At 71.1% G+C, this 14,503-nt stretch carries 13 protein-coding genes; 6 read left to right on the top strand and 7 right to left on the bottom strand.

The window, feature by feature from the left end:
* Positions 1 to 89: 89 nt before the first annotated feature.
* From ACIBK5_RS11150 to ACIBK5_RS11140, 3 genes are read right to left on the bottom strand one after another with little or no spacing between them, the layout of a single operon-like run.
* Positions 90 to 2,126: a hypothetical protein gene (locus ACIBK5_RS11150; RefSeq protein WP_399018430.1), complete on the bottom strand. Its 2,037-nt coding sequence runs from the start codon at positions 2,124 to 2,126 to the stop codon at positions 90 to 92.
* Positions 2,127 to 2,130: 4 nt separating this feature from the next.
* Positions 2,131 to 2,988: a hypothetical protein gene (locus tag ACIBK5_RS11145; protein ID WP_399018429.1), complete on the bottom strand. Its 858-nt coding sequence runs from the start codon at positions 2,986 to 2,988 to the stop codon at positions 2,131 to 2,133.
* Positions 2,989 to 3,034: 46 nt separating this feature from the next.
* Positions 3,035 to 3,373, bottom strand: coding sequence for a hypothetical protein (locus tag ACIBK5_RS11140; RefSeq protein ID WP_399018427.1), 339 nt, complete (start codon positions 3,371 to 3,373; stop codon positions 3,035 to 3,037).
* Positions 3,374 to 3,511: 138 nt separating this feature from the next.
* Here ACIBK5_RS11140 and ACIBK5_RS11135 point away from each other — a divergent pair, with 138 nt between their 5' ends.
* Positions 3,512 to 4,312 carry a GNAT family N-acetyltransferase gene (locus ACIBK5_RS11135; RefSeq protein WP_399018425.1) on the top strand — a complete coding sequence of 267 codons (801 nt, stop codon included), beginning with the start codon at positions 3,512 to 3,514 and terminating at the stop codon, positions 4,310 to 4,312.
* Here the strand turns inward: ACIBK5_RS11135 and ACIBK5_RS11130 are convergent.
* Positions 4,294 to 5,331, bottom strand: a complete 1,038-nt coding sequence (locus tag ACIBK5_RS11130; protein ID WP_399019169.1) for a LacI family DNA-binding transcriptional regulator — start codon at positions 5,329 to 5,331, stop codon at positions 4,294 to 4,296. The two genes, ACIBK5_RS11135 and ACIBK5_RS11130, sit on opposite strands and share 19 nt — an antisense overlap.
* Before the next feature lie 273 nt (positions 5,332 to 5,604).
* On the opposite strand from ACIBK5_RS11130, the gene ACIBK5_RS11125 reads away from it, so the two are divergent.
* The 5 genes from ACIBK5_RS11125 (at position 5,605) to ACIBK5_RS11105 (ending at position 11,050) form a co-directional block, all read left to right on the top strand.
* Complete coding sequence (locus tag ACIBK5_RS11125) at positions 5,605 to 6,879, top strand: ABC transporter substrate-binding protein (RefSeq protein ID WP_399018423.1); 1,275 nt, start codon at positions 5,605 to 5,607, stop codon at positions 6,877 to 6,879.
* Positions 6,880 to 6,890: 11 nt separating this feature from the next.
* Entirely contained in the window at positions 6,891 to 7,874 is a 984-nt protein-coding gene (locus ACIBK5_RS11120) for a carbohydrate ABC transporter permease (protein ID WP_399018421.1), read from the top strand.
* Positions 7,871 to 8,704: a carbohydrate ABC transporter permease gene (locus tag ACIBK5_RS11115; RefSeq protein WP_399018419.1), complete on the top strand. Its 834-nt coding sequence runs from the start codon at positions 7,871 to 7,873 to the stop codon at positions 8,702 to 8,704. Before ACIBK5_RS11120 ends, ACIBK5_RS11115 begins: the two co-directional genes overlap by 4 nt.
* Positions 8,705 to 8,729: 25 nt before the next feature.
* Positions 8,730 to 10,370, top strand: coding sequence for a glycoside hydrolase family 13 protein (locus tag ACIBK5_RS11110; RefSeq protein ID WP_399018417.1), 1,641 nt, complete (start codon positions 8,730 to 8,732; stop codon positions 10,368 to 10,370).
* Between the two features lie 95 nt (positions 10,371 to 10,465).
* A complete protein-coding gene (locus tag ACIBK5_RS11105) occupies positions 10,466 to 11,050 on the top strand; it encodes an antibiotic biosynthesis monooxygenase family protein (protein ID WP_399018415.1) in 585 nt (194 codons plus the stop codon).
* Position 11,051: 1 nt separating this feature from the next.
* Here the strand turns inward: ACIBK5_RS11105 and ACIBK5_RS11100 are convergent, their stop codons facing one another.
* The 3 genes from ACIBK5_RS11100 to ACIBK5_RS11090 all read right to left on the bottom strand — a co-directional run bounded on the left by ACIBK5_RS11100 (position 11,052) and on the right by ACIBK5_RS11090 (position 14,495).
* The gene (locus ACIBK5_RS11100) at positions 11,052 to 12,491 is read right to left on the bottom strand and encodes an ATP-binding protein (RefSeq protein WP_399018413.1); all 1,440 of its coding nucleotides are present in this window, start codon (positions 12,489 to 12,491) and stop codon (positions 11,052 to 11,054) included.
* The gene (locus tag ACIBK5_RS11095; protein ID WP_399018411.1) at positions 12,492 to 13,253 is read right to left on the bottom strand and encodes a response regulator transcription factor; all 762 of its coding nucleotides are present in this window, start codon (positions 13,251 to 13,253) and stop codon (positions 12,492 to 12,494) included. It abuts the gene before it with no gap.
* A gap of 165 nt (positions 13,254 to 13,418) precedes the next feature.
* Positions 13,419 to 14,495, bottom strand: coding sequence for an LLM class flavin-dependent oxidoreductase (locus ACIBK5_RS11090; RefSeq protein ID WP_399018409.1), 1,077 nt, complete (start codon positions 14,493 to 14,495; stop codon positions 13,419 to 13,421).
* Between the last annotated feature and the right edge of the window lie 8 nt (positions 14,496 to 14,503).

Raw genomic sequence — 14,503 nt, 5'->3', positions numbered from 1 at the left:
TAGGTGCGCACCCCTGACGGTTCATCATCAAGAAGGTTCCCGGGCGTGGATGGGGAGCTTCTGTGGGTCCCTCGCCGGAACCCGGAGCCCTAGGTGTGCCGGAGCGCTCTGACGGCATGGCGGCTCGGTTCGGGGAGGGGGCGGAGGGCGGCTCTCCTGACGCTCACCACGATGAGGCACGTGGCCAGGCAGTACAGGAAGGCCACTCCGGAGGCGGCCAGGCTGCCCAGGAGTGAGTTGGCGTTGGGTGCGGCGGACGCCGCGATGGCCGCGACCGCGTTGCTGCGCCGCAGGAAGAACATGGGTTTCCCGGTGTAGACGTGCAGCGGTTCGTTGCCCTCGTGGTGGCTGCCGTCCCGGGAGACGTCGACCAGTACCCCGATCGAGGCGAGGACGGTGCCGACGATGGAGACGAGCGCGATGTCGAGGAAGAGCAGGAGCAGCGCCGCCGCGGAGAGGGCCATGCACAGGTACGCGGTTTTCAGCGCGTCCTTGAACTCGCGGTCCGGCAGGCGGTAGCCGAGGTCGACCAGGATGCGGGCCATGCCCTCGTCCTCGGCGTCGTCGTCCGCCGGCGGGGCCGTCTCGATGGCGAACCGCTGTGTGTTGGAGGCGGTTCGCCCGTCCCGCACACGTACGAGTTCGGTTCCTTCCCGGCCCTGGGCGTCCGCGGGGACGAGCCCCTCGGGCGTGACGAACTCCAGCCGGTTCGTCAGCACGCGGGGAAGGGCCAGGTCCAGGGAGATGACGACCCGGCCCCAGCTGTCGCGGTGCGTGACGCAGTCCTCCTCGTACTGGTAGGTCACCTCGGAAGGCAGCCCGGGGTGGACGTCCAGCAGGGCGACCAGCGGGGTGTAGCGCATCAGGCCGTCGACGCGTTCCCGCAGGGCCTCCTCCACGTCGTCCGACTGCCCGGTCCGGCGCAGCAGGGCGGTGAGTTCCTCGGTGCCGCTGCGCCAGCCCAGGGAGTCCAGCCGCCGGGACAGTTCCGCGCGCGTCGAGTTCTCGGGGGGCTGCTCGCCTCCGGCCAGGAGCCGGCCGACGCCGCGGGCCATGGCGCGGACCGTCTCGTTCGCCGGGAGCACGGTCACCGGGCTGACTCCGTGTTCGGTCAGGCGGAGCACTTCGAGGCGGTCCCAGTGGTCCTGCGGGAGAAGGTCCGCGAGGACCGGGCTCCGCCGACCGGGCCGGTCCTCCGTGGCCAGCTTGGTGGTCACCTGGTGGACGGCCATGGATCTGGAGGCGAGCCTCACACGATGGGTGCGGGTGGTGATGGTTCTGGCCGGATGGGCCAGGTCCTGCAGCAGTCGCAGCTCGCCGCCGAGGACCGGCATGCCGCGCGGGTCGACCGCCGTGGTGGCGTCGGGGACGACCAGCGCGGTCAGGGGCGTGGCCGGGGCGGGTCGTTCCGTGCAGTGCACGACGAGGTCGCGGGCGAGCGAGACGAGCCGGGTGGCCGTCGGGTCGGAGGGGGTTCCGTGGCGGGCCAGGAGCTCGTCCAGGGCGACGATCGTGGACCGCTCCACGTGGGCCGGGGCGTTGAGGATCACCGCCACGGCCTGGATGATCCCGGCCAGCGACCGCGTCCCCGGCTCGACCGGTGCGTCGGCGACGGGTGCGTCGGCCACCTCTGCCGCTGCCCGGCCCGCGGCCTCGGCGTGGCCTGCGACGAGGGCCTCGTGCGCGAACGCCGCGAGCCGTTCCGCCACCAGCTCCGGCCGGAAGGCGAGCAGATGCCGGACCTCGTACACGTACCAGATGAGCCGGTCGGTACGGAGCGGCCGCAGCGGCTGGTTGTAGTAGGTGAAGGCGATCCTGTGGGCCTCCTGGTACACGGCTGCCCGCTCGGTGCGCATACGGTCGTGCAACGCGGTGCGCAGCGCGGAGCGGATCGCGTATTGCGGGTCGCCGCCCGGTCCGCCGTACGGAACCCGGTCCCTGACGACGAAGGGGGAGGTCAGGACCTGTTCCGCCGGCACTCCGACATCGAGGTTCGCCGCCGTGTACAGCACGATGTCCGTGCCGAACCACTGGTGCACGGCGAGCGCTTCGAGCAGCCGTCCCTCGTCGGCGGGGAGCCGGTCGAAGTGCGCCAGTGCCCGCCGGAAGACGTTCCCCTGGGTCATGGCGTCAGCCCTCCCTGTCGTCGCCGTGGTCTCCGGTGGCGGTGGCCGACCCGCCGTCCGGATGCCGTGGAGCGGGTTCACCGGGCTCCATATGACACGCGAAGAACTCGGCGAGCAGCCCCGGCACGCCGCCGTGGCTGCGCTGGATCACCACGGCCTTGTCCCTGAGGCTGGCGAATCCGAGCTTCTCGATCCAGTCCTGCACGGCCTCCACGTCGAACGGCGGCAGCACCAGCGTCTGAACGGCCGTGGAGTACGGGGGGTGGGGCAGGCTCGGCACGCTCCGTCCGGCCAGGAAGACGCTGACCTCCCGCCTGGACAGCAGGTTCGGCAGCAGGCTCCGGCCGAGCCAGTCGCGCATCGGCCGGGCACACGCCTCGAAGCTGTCGAGGCAGATCACGGGCCTGCGCGCATCGGCGACCAGGTTGTCCAGCAGGGCATCGCTGAGGGCGGCGAGGCGCAGGACCCGGTCCTCTCCCTGAGCGAGCAGCTGGATCGCCGAGTTCCGCACCCGGACGTTGCTGAAGGCGACCTCGGTCGATCTCGACTGCTCCGCGTGCCGGTCCCGTGTGGTCCGGTAGCCCGGTACGCCGACGTCCTGACCCCGCGCCTGTATGGAGAGCTGTTCGAGCACGTCGTGTTCCACCGCCGTGCGTGACAGGTCGACGAAGTACACGCCGTTGCCCTCGTGGCGGTCGTAGATCTCGAGCAGCAGGGACGACTTGCCGATGTCCTGCGGCCCTTCGAAGAACAGCGCCTGCCGTTCCCCGCCACGGTCCTCGTCCCGGGCCGTGAGGCGGGCCGCGCTCTGCAGTTGCTCGGCACGGTCGATGTGCCGGTGAGGTGTTGCCGGTTCGTGCACCCGCTCTTCCCGTCCCCCTCGTGACGCCGCGGACCGATACGGGCCGCTACCGGGGGTTCCGGCCCGTCGGTGGGTCGGCGGGGTTCGTGCCTTCGGGCGGGACGGTTCCGTCGTCCGGCAGGATCTCCACGACGCTGTGCTTGAACCGGGCCCGGCGGAACGTGGTCTTCGCACCCTTCACCATCCGGAAGCGGGACCGCTTGGACCTGAAGCGGTCCACCTGCATCGTCTGGTTGGTGACGGGCTTGGCCTCCTGGCCGCCCTCCACACCGGCCCGCATGCCCAGACCCTGGATGTCGGCGCGCTTCAGCGAGCCTCGCCGCAGACCGAAGACGATCACGCCCACGATCCCGAGCACGATGAGGCCAACGACCAAGAGCTGCATGGGACTCAGATCCACCATGGACAACGCGCCTCCCCCGACGTCCCCCTGACGCACTGTAAGTACCATCCCACAATGCGCAACAAACCCAGCAGGGCTTGCGTAGAAATTTCCCTGTACCGCCGACCTCGGGAGGCCTCCATGCACGACCTCGCGGACTCGATCGAATCGATGGAGCAGCTCGCCGCCGTCTGGCGGGTGATGGTGCTCGACCGGGATCCGCGGGCGGATGTCCGCGACCTTCCGGGCATCGCCGTCCGCTGGGCCGACTGCCGGTTCGCCTTCTGGAACTGCCTCACACTGACCGACGTCGGCGCGGACGCGGGGCTGCTGAAGCAGCGGCTGAACGAGGCGGCGGGGGTCATGCGGTCGAAGGAGCGCCCCGGGTTCCTGTGGGTATTCGAGGACCTCCTCGACGGTGAGGCACGGGCCGTGCTCGGGGAGGCCGCCCAGGAAGCGGGGCTCGACTACGCGTTTCCCGGCACCGGCATGGCGGGAGACCTGTTGCCCGTTCCGGAGCCGGCCCACCCCGAGCTGACCTTCGCGCGCGTCACCGACGACGGGCTGCTGCGGGCCTACGCGGACATCAACTCGCGTGCGTACGGGTTTCCGCTGGAGGACGGGCGGGACGGTCTCGGCACGTCCTCGCTGTGGAAGAGCCAGGTGCACGCCTATCTGGGGCTACGGGACGGGACGCCCGTGAGCTGTGCCGCCACGGTGGCGGCACAGGGCCGGCTGTTCGTCCTGATGGTCGCCACCGATCCGGCGTGGGAGCGGCGGGGGTACGGGGAGGCGGTGACGCGCAAGGCGCTGTACGAGGGCGCTCGTGCCACCGGAATGACCCGGGCGACGCTGCACGCGACCGCCGCCGGAGCGCCCGTGTATCCGCGCATCGGCTTCGAGCCGAACTCCCCGATGCGGTTCTACTCCCTCAGGGACTGATCGGCCGGGGGCCGGTCGGCCGGCTGAGCCACCGGAGCCGTCGTGGAGCGGGGGATCACATGCGTCGGCAGGACCAGGTGCCGGCCGTGTCCCCCCTCGGCGTCGTCGATGAGCTTCAGCGCCAGCTCGCCGGCCTCGCGCCCCATGTCCGACGGTGACTGGGCGACCGTGGACAGGTCGAACCAGTCCGCCAGCGGCTGGTCGTCGAAGCCGAGGACGGAGATGCGCTCGGGTACGGCGATCCGCGTCTGGCGCAGGTTCCAGATGAGGGCGACGGCGACCTCGTCCTGCTCGGCGAAGACAGCGGTCGGCGGCTCGCGCAGGCTCAGCAGCGTGCCGAGCACCTCGGCGGCGGCGCGCTTGTCGCCGACCCGGGTGGAGACCACCAGGTCGTCGTCGAGCGGGACACCCGCCTCGGTGAGCGCCTGCTGGTAGCCCAGCAGCCGTTCGTTGGAGCTGAAGGTGAAGCCGCTCGCGCCCTGGGTCTGGACGAAGGCGATCCGGCGGTGGCCGAGGTTGAGCAGATGCCGGGTGCCGTGCAGGGCACCGGCGACATCGTCGACGTAGACGCTCGGACGGCCGTCGACGTGCTGGCTGACGTAGATGACGGGCATGCCGAGGTCGTCCAGCCGGGCCGTCTCCTCGTCGGTGAGGTCGAAGGAGAACACCAGGAGCGCGTCGGCGTTGCGGCGCGCCGGGAGGTGTTCGAAGAAGTCCGTGCGTTCGGCCAGGTCCGGGATCTCGTAGACGTTGAGCTGCAGGCCCGCCGACCGCAGCAGCGGGGCCAGGCTGGACAGGGCGGCTCCCATGAACCACGAGTCGAGAGTCGGGACCATCACGGCGACCGTCCCGGTCCGGCCCGTGACCAGGCTCGCGGCCTGCCGTGACACGGCGAAGTTCAGTTCGCGCGCGGCCTTCTCCACCCGGGCGCGCACCTCCGGCGACACCGTGGACAGGCCGCGCAGCGTGCGCGAGACGGTGGAGGTGGAGACCCCGGCCCGTTCGGCGACGTCGGCCATCGTGGGGTGCCGCTGAGCTGGAGGCATGGGCCGGACGTTAGCACAGGAATTCGCTCTCCTGCCCGTGGTTGTGACAGCGCTTTCATGCGAGTGAAGCCCAAGCGGTCAGCCGATTACCGCCGCGTAACGCATTGACTTCGGCAAAACACGCCCCTAGCTTGCAAGCGTTGTCCGAGCGACCCTGAAATGGTCTTCGCGAGGCCCATCATCAGCATTCTGACCTGCATATTTTCTTCATGCATTCCATGACAACGCAGTCTCAGCAGGAGAGGCATGACGATCAGAACCATCACCAGAGCCACCGCGCTCGCCGCCACCGGGCTGCTCCTCACCGCCTGCGGCAGCGGCTCGGGGCAGGCCGGGCCACCGTCGTTCGAAGGGCGCGGGCCCATCACCTACGTGGCCGGCAAGGACACCACGGGCACCGTCCAGCCGATGCTCGACCGCTGGAACAGGGCGCACCCGAAGGAGAAGGTCACCTTCATCCAGCTGCCGACGGACCCGGACGCGCAGCGCCGGCAGATGATCCAGAACGCGGAGACGAAGTCCGACGCCTACACGGTGCTGTCCCTCGACGCCGTGTGGACCTCGGAGTTCGCCGCCCACCGGTGGATCGACCGGCTGCCCGAGAAGCGGTTCCCGCTGGGGAAGATGCTGAAGCCGGTGGTGGAGACCTCGCGGTACCGCGGCGGTCTGTACGCCGTGCCGGGCAGCTCGGACGGCGGCCTGCTGTACCACCGCACCGACCTGCTGAAGAAGGCGGGTGTCACCCAACCCCCCACGACCTGGGCGCAGATGACCGCCGCCTGCGCCGAGGTGAGGAAGCTGCCCGAGGCGAAGGGCATGTCCTGCTACGCCGGGCAGTTCCAGAAGTACGAGGGCCTCACGGTGAACTTCGCCGAGGCCGTGAACTCCGCGGGCGGCACCGTCACCGACCCCAGCGGCAGGCCGGACGTCGACACCCCCGAGGCCAGGAAGGCCCTGGACTTCCTCGCCGGATCCTTCAAGGACGGGACGATCCCCAAGAAGGCCATCACCTTCCTGGAGGAGGACGGCCGCCAGGCCTTCCAGTCCGGCAAGCTCGTCTTCCTGCGCAACTGGCCCTACGCGTACTCCCTGGCCCAGAAGAGCGGCGTCAAGGGCAAGTTCGCCACCGCTCCCCTGCCCGGTCTGAACGGGCCCGGCTCCTCCAGCCTCGGCGGCCACAACATGGCCGTGTCCTCCTCCGCCCAGAACAAGGCGACGGCCCTGGACTTCATCCGGTTCATGAGCAGCGAGGAGAACACCAGGACCTTCCTGGAGGACGCCTCCGTCGCCCCGCCGTACGGCTCCCTCTACGACGACAAGGAGCTGATCGCGCAGTACCCGTATCTGCCGGTGCTCAAGGAGTCCATCCTGCGGGCCGTGCCCCGGCCCCGGGTGGTGCAGTACGGCGATGTGACCTCGGCGGTCCAGCAGGAGACGTACGCCGCCCTGACCGGGGAGAAGAGCAGCGCGCGGGCGCTGAAGGATCTGCAGAGGGCGCTGCGGAAGGCCGTGGCGCTGTGAGGGCCGGGGTCATGACCGGGACTCCGGCCGAGGCCGACGTCCGCACCGAACCTCCGCGGGCGCCGAAGCCGGGCCGGGCGACCGCCGGTTCCGGGCGGCTGGCGGCGCTGCTGGTCTCGCCGACGCTGCTGGTGCTGACGATCGTCGTGCTCTATCCGACGCTGATGGCGCTGAAGGAGTCGCTGTACGGCCCGAAGGAGCTGGACCCGAGGACCGGATTCATCAGCGACGCCGAGCCGTTCGTCGGACTCCGGAACTACACGGAGATCTTCGGCGAGGCCGGGGCGCGGTTCTTCAACGCCTTCTGGAACACCACGTTCTTCACCGTCGTCACGGTCGGCCTGGAGACGGTGGTCGGGGTGGCCATGGCGCTGATCATGCACAAGGCGTTCCGGGGCCGGGCCCTGGTGCGGGCCGGGATCCTGGTGCCCTGGGCGGTGCCGACAGCCATCTCCGGACTGCTGTGGCGGTGGATCTTCAACAGCGACGGCGTGGCCAACGCGCTGCTCGGGCAGCAGATCCTGTGGACCACCGAGGGCTTCCACGCCAAGGTCGCCGTCATCGTCGCCGAGGTGTGGAAGACCGCGCCCTTCATCGGGCTGCTGGTGCTGGCCGGCCTCCAGGTGATCCCGAAGGAGGTCTACGAGGCGGCCCGCATGGACGGGGCCCGGCCTGCGCGGCAGTTCTGGCACATCACCCTGCCGCTGGTGAAGCCCGCGCTGCTGGTGGCGGTGCTGTTCCGCTGCATGGACGCGCTGCGGATGTTCGATCTGCCCTACATCCTCGTCGGCGCGCAGAAGCACTCCGTGGAGACGCTGTCGATGCTCGCGCAGAACGAGGCGGCCAACGTCCGCTTCGGGCCCGCCTCCGCCTACGCGGTGATCCTCTTCCTGTATGTGTTCCTGATCGCGCTCGCCTTCGTGCGGCTGCTCGGCGCCGACCTCATCGGGGGCGACGGCAGGAGAAGGCGCCGTCGTACGGAGGTGGCGGCATGACGCTCACGGCCAAGTGGCGGCAGTGGCTGCCGTATCTGGGGATCACCGCGGTGGTGGCCTACTGTCTGGCCCCGTTCTACTGGATGCTGGTCTCCAGCCTCCGCCGCACCGAGGACATCTTCGACACCTCGCTCGTCCCGGCCCCGCTGTCCTTCGAGAGCTACCGGGCCGTGTTCGACCCCACGCAGGGGTTCGGGCGCGCGCTGCTCAACAGTCTGGTCGTCGCCGGGATCACGACCGTGGCGGCGCTGCTGCTCGCCACGTTCACCGCCTACGCGATGGCCCGGCTGGAGTTCCGCTTCAAGCGGCTCATCCTCACGCTGATCATCGCCACCTCGATGTTCCCGGTCGTCTCGATCGTGGTGCCGCTGCTGAAGCTGTTCACGGACATCGGGTGGATCAACACCTACCAGTCGATGATCGTGCCCAGCATGTCCTTCGCGCTGCCGCTGGCGGTGTGGAACCTGACCACGTTCTTCCGGCAGATGCCGGACGAGCTGGAACACGCGGCGATGGTCGACGGCTGCACCCGCGGCCAGGCCTTCCGCAAGGTCATCGTGCCGCTCGCGGCTCCGGGCATCTTCACCACCGCGATCATCATCTTCATCGCCGCCTGGAACGAATTCCTCATCGCCCTGTCGATGACGAACAAGCCAGGCATGCAGACCGCGACCGTCGCCATCTCCAAGTTCACCGGCGCCACCACCTACGAGACGCCGTTCGGCAGCCAGATGGCCGCCGGTGTCCTCGTCACGGTCCCGCTGGTGGTCATGGTGCTGCTCTTCCAGCGCCGTATCGTCGCCGGGCTCACCGCCGGCGCCGCGAAGTAGACCCGAGAGATCCCTAAGGAGCAACGTGTCCCCCACCGCCGCCTGGTGGCGCAGTGCCGTCATCTACCAGGTCTACATCCGCAGCTTCGCCGACGGGAACGGCGACGGCGTCGGCGACATCGCCGGCCTGCGCTCGCGCCTGCCCTATCTGAAGGCCCTCGGCGTGGACGCGGTCTGGATCAACCCCTGGTACAAGTCGCCCATGGCCGACCACGGCTACGACGTCGCCGACTTCCGCGCCATCGACCCGCTGTTCGGCACCCTCGCCGACGCCGAGCGGTTCATCGAGGAAGCCCACGCGCACGGCATCCGCGTGATCCCCGACATCGTGCCCAACCACACCTCCGACCAGCACGCCTGGTTCCAGGAGGCCCTGGCCGCCGGGCCGGGCGGCGCGGAACGCGAGCGCTACGTCTTCCGGCCCGGGCGCGGACCCGACGGGGAGGAGCCGCCGAACGACTGGGTGTCCTGCTTCGGCGGCCCGGCCTGGACCCGGCTGCCCGACGGGGAGTGGTATCTGCACCTGTTCGCGCCCGAGCAGCCCGACCTGAACTGGCGGCACCCCGAGGTGCGCGCCGAGTTCGAGTCGATCCTGCGGTTCTGGTTCGGCCGGGGCGTGGACGGCTTCCGTATCGACGTCGCCCACGGCCTGATCAAGCACCCGGAGCTGCCCGACCTGCCACCCCGCCGGGACCCGGACGCCGGGCCGCCCTCGCGGCACGTCGACCATCCGCACTGGGACCGCGACGAGGTGCACGAGATATACCGCTCCTGGCGCAGGGTCGCCGACGAGTTCCCCGGTGACCGCTCCTTCGTCGCCGAGGCCTGGGCCGACACACCTGAGCGGCTGGCGGCGTACGTCCGCAGGGACGGTCTGCACACCGCCTTCAACTTCGACTTCCTCATGTCGAGCTGGGACCCCAAGGACCTGCGCGCGGTGATCGACGACTCCCTCGCCATGCTGGGCGGCGTCGGCGCTCCGGCCACCTGGGTCCTCTCCAACCACGACGTGGTGCGCCACCCGAGCCGCTACGGCCGCCGTACCGCCAAGCGCTGGGTGGCGAACGAGAGCTACCGCCCTGAAGGCCCCCTGGACTTCGGGCTCGGCACCCGGCGGGCCCGGGCCGCCGCCCTGCTGATGCTCGCGCTGCCCGGCGGCGCCTACGTCTACCAGGGCGAGGAACTCGGCCTGCCCGAGGTCGAGGACCTGCCCGAGGAGCTCCTCCAGGACCCGACCTGGGAACGCTCCGGCCACACCGACCGGGGCCGCGACGGCTGCCGCGTCCCGATCCCCTGGTCCGGGCACACCGCCCCCTACGGCTTCAGCCCCGACGGCGCCACGGCAGGCCCCTGGCTGCCCCAGCCCGCCCGCTGGGCCGAGCACACCGTCGAGAGCCAGAGCGGCGACGCGGCGTCCATGCTGGAGCTCTACCGTGCTGCGCTGCGCGTCCGGCGCGACCATCCCGCCCTCGGCGACGGCTCGATGACCTGGCTGGACGCACCGGACGGGGTGCTGGCCTTCAGCCGGGACCCGGGCTTCATGTGCGTGGTCAACCTCTCCCCCGAACCGTACGAGCTGCCCGGACACTCCGGGCTCCTGCTGGCAAGCGGCCCGCTGGAGAACGGCCGGCTGGGGCCGGACCAGGCGGTGTGGCTGGCCGTGTAGGGGGTGCCGGCGAAAAGCAGTTGACCGCTCCCCGCTGCCCCCGGGCACGATCACGGTTCCGCTTCCGTCCTCCGTAGCGTGAAGGAGTTCCGTCCGTGCCCTCAGCACTCTTCCCGGACCTGTCCGCCCCCGGCACCTGGGTGATCGGCACCCGCCATGCCGACGGCCCCGACCGGCAGCAGACGCTCGTGGAGGAGGAGTCGGCGTCACTGGAGCCGCCGGCGGCCGGCCTCGCCGACGTCAGCTGGTTCCTCAGTACGGACGGGGAGACCGTGCTGACACTCGCGCGGTGGGACGACGGCGCCGGGCCTCCTCCCGTCAGCCCGCCCATCTATCGCCTCGACCGCAGCCTGGCCGAGGAGCACGAGACACGCGTCCCGGGCTGTCTGATCACCGCCGCGTTCGACGTCGACGGGCCCGAGCGGCAGCGGTCGTTCACCGACGCGGCGATCGCGGCCCAGCCCCGGGAGGGCGGACACCCCGGGGCGATCTCGGCCCACTTCCTGCACAGCGTCGACGGCAGCCGGGTGCTGCTGTACACGGAGTGGACCAGCACCGAGGCCCACCAGGAGGCGACCGAGGCCGGTGACCACGACCAGGGCCACGAGCTGTTCTCGGGGACGCCCGGGGTGCGTCTCACGCGTGGTGGGCGGTTCCGGCTGTATCGCAACCTGCGGTGACTCAGTGCCCCGGTCGCCCGTCATCGACCGGGAACCCGCCCACCGTGAACCCGATCACCGTCCCCCCGCCGTCCCGCCGGAACGCGAACGGCGCTCCCCCGTGCGCCAGGGCCACCTCGCGGACGATGGACAGGCCGAGGCCGGAACCCGGCAGGGCGCGGGCGTCGGCGGCGCGGTAGAAGCGGTCGAAGACACGGGCGAGGTCGTGGTCGGTGATGCCGGGGCCGCGGTCGAGGACCTCGACCCGGATCGTGCCGGGCCGGGCGGGCCCGGCGACGACGATCTCGACGGGGGCCGTGCCGCGCTGGTCGAACTTCACCGCGTTCTCGACGAGGTTGGACAGCGCCCGGCTCAGCATCCCGGGCCGTCCGTGGGTCGTGGTGTCGCCGCTCGCGCGGAGCGTGATCTCCCGGCCGCTGCGGCGCCGGGCCAGGCCCGCCACCTCCTCCGCGAGGTCGGCGACGTCCACCCGCCGCGGCGGCTCGGTGTCGGACTGCCCGGCCGCGAGGTCGACGAGCTCGTTGACCAGGTCGGTCAGCTCGCGGGCCTCCTGGCCGAGGTCGGCGACCAGTTCCTCCCGGGTCCCGGGCGGCAGTTCGTCGATCCGGCGGAGCATCGAGATGTTCGTCCGCAGCGAGGTCAGCGGCGTCCGCAGCTCATGGCCCGCGTCCTGGACGAGGCGGCGCTGGTCCTCCTCGGACTGGGCGAGCCGCCCCAGCATGCGGTCGAAGGCCCGGCCCAGCCGTCCCACCTCGTCATGCCCTGCGACCGGCACCTGGATGCCGAGCCGGCGGGTCCGGGCGACGTCCTCGGCGGCGTCGGTGAGGACGACCAGGCGCCGTGTGATGCGCCGGGCGAGCCACCAGCCGAACAGGCCGGCGGCGATCACCACGGCCGCCATCAGCAGCAGCGTCCGCCGCTGCAACGCCCGCAGCAGGTCCTCGACGTCGCTGAACTCCTGCGCGACCTGCACCGCGCCCCGGCCGCCGCCGAGGGAGACGGTCGCGACGCGGTAGACGTCGTCGCCCACGTCGACGTCCTTGTGCTCGACCACCCGCCCCGACGTGACCGCGGCGGCGATCCGCACATCCGCCCCGGTCACGGGCAGTCCCGGACTGCCCGCGTCGACGACATGACCGTCCGGGCCGAGCACCTGCACATCGGTGCGGGCGGGCCGCACGAGATCGTGGCCGGGCGCGGCGGAGGAGAAGTCCTCCGGCGTCATCCGGTTCTCCCGCACCTCGTCCCGCAGGTCCTGCACGACCTCGTCGAACACCGTCTGCTGGTCCACCCGCACCAGCCGGGCGGCCGCGCTGTAGGACAGGATGCCGACCAGGATCGTCACGGCCGCGGTCACCGCCGCGAACGACACCGCGAACGTCGTGCGCAGCGAGACCAGCCTCAGCCGCCGCCCGCTCAAGCGCCAGCGGAGGCGGCCCACTCAGTCCTCCCGCAGCACATAACCCACGCCCCGAACCGTGTGGATCAGCTGCGGCCCGTCCGGATCGTCGAGCTTGCGGCGCAGATAGCCGACGTAGACGGCGAGGTTCTTCGAGCCGGGGCCGAAGTCGTAGCCCCAGATACGGTCGTAGATCGTCGAGTGGTCGAGGACGATGCCCGTGTTGCGGACCAGCAGCTCCAGCAGCTCGAACTCGGTGCGGGTCAGCTCCAGCTCGCGCGCGCCGCGCCAGGCCCGGCGCGCCTGCGGGTCCATGCGGATGCCGGCGGCCTCGATGAACCGGTCGGGCAGCTGCCTGGGCGCCTCGGGCACGGGCGCGGCACCGGTGGGTCCGCCGCCGGCCGCTGCGCCGCCGAGGGGGTCGCCCACGCCCACCGGGCTGGTGCGGCGCAGCAGCGCGCGCAGCCGGGCGAAGACCTCCTCCACGTCGAAGGGCTTCACCACGTAGTCGTCGGCGCCCGCGTCCAGGCCGGCGATCCGGTCGGCGGTCTCCACGAGCGCGGTCAGTATCAGGACCGGCGTCCGGTCGCCCTCGGCGCGCAGCACCCGGCACACCTGGAGCCCGTCGATGCCGGGCATCATCACGTCCAGGACCAGCACGTCCGGACGGTTGCGGTGGGCCTGCGCCAGTGCCTCGACACCGTCGGCGACCGCCATGACCTGGTATCCCTCCAGGGTCAGGGCGCGCTCCAGGGCGTTGCGGATGGCGCGGTCGTCTTCGGCGAGCAGCACTGTTGGGGGCACGCGACCAGTGTGCCAAGACACCGGGTGTCCGGGACCGGATGAGCTGCGCCGGAGCGTCCTTCTTACTCCGCTCTCACCCGGGCCCGCACAACCCCGGACCGGGTGCCTACCGTCCTCTCACCCCCGGGCCGGGCTCGCGAGTCACCCCCGGGCCGGGCTCGCGAGTCACCCCCGGGCCCGCGCGAGCCGGGCCGCGTGCGTCGGCGCGTCCGGCACGTCCGCCGGGCGGCCCACGGCGAACTCCTTGCGCAGCACCGGCACGACCTCCTCGCCCAGCAGGTCGATCTGCTCCAGCACGGTCTTCAGCGGCAGCCCGGCGTGATCGACCAGGAACAGCTGCCGCTGGTAGTCGCCCGCGTACTCCCGGAAGGCCAGCGTCTTCTCGATGACCTGCTGCGGGGTGCCGACGGTCAGCGGCGTCTGCTCCGTGAAGTCCTCCAGCGACGGCCCGTGCCCGTACACGGGGGCTACGTCGAAGTAGGGCCGGAACTCGCGCACCGCGTCCTGCGAGTTCCGCCGCATGAACACATGCCCCCCGAGCCCGACGATCGCCTGCTCGGGCGTGCCGTGCCCGTAGTGGGCGTAGCGGGCCCGGTACAGCTCGACCATGCGCCTGGTGTGGTCGGCCGGCCAGAAGATGTTGTTGTGGAAGAAGCCGTCGCCGTAGAACGCGGCCTGCTCGGCGATCTCCGGGGAGCGGATCGACCCGTGCCAGACGAACGGCGGTACGCCGTCCAGCGGCCGGGGCGTGGCCGTGAAGCCCTCCAGCGGCGTACGGAACTTCCCCTCCCAGTCGACGCCCTCCTCGCGCCACAGGCGGTGCAGCAGGGCGTAGTTCTCGACGGCCAGCGGGATGCCCTGCCGGATGTCCTGCCCGAACCAGGGGTACACCGGCGCGGTGTTCCCGCGGCCCAGCATCAGGTCCACCCGGCCGTCGGCCAGGTGCTGGAGCATCGCGAAGTCCTCGGCGATCTTCACCGGGTCGCTGGTGGTGATGAGGGTGGTGGCCGTGGAGAGGACAAGACGCTCGGTGCGGGCGGCGATGTAGCCGAGCATCGTGGTCGGGGAGGAGGGCACGAAGGGCGGGTTGTGGTGCTCGCCGGTCGCGAAGACGTCGAGCCCGGCCTCCTCGGCCTTGAGCGCGATGGCGACCATGGCCTTGATCCGCTCGCGCTCGGTCGGTGTCCGGCCCGTGGTCGGGTCGGGCGTGACGTCGCCGACACTGAAGATCCCGAACTGCATGGTCGCTC

This window comes from Streptomyces sp. NPDC050546 (genome assembly GCF_044457425.1).
Taxonomy (GTDB): Bacteria; Actinomycetota; Actinomycetes; order Streptomycetales; family Streptomycetaceae; genus Streptomyces.
This window is presented reverse-complemented; position numbering and strand designations above follow the sequence as displayed.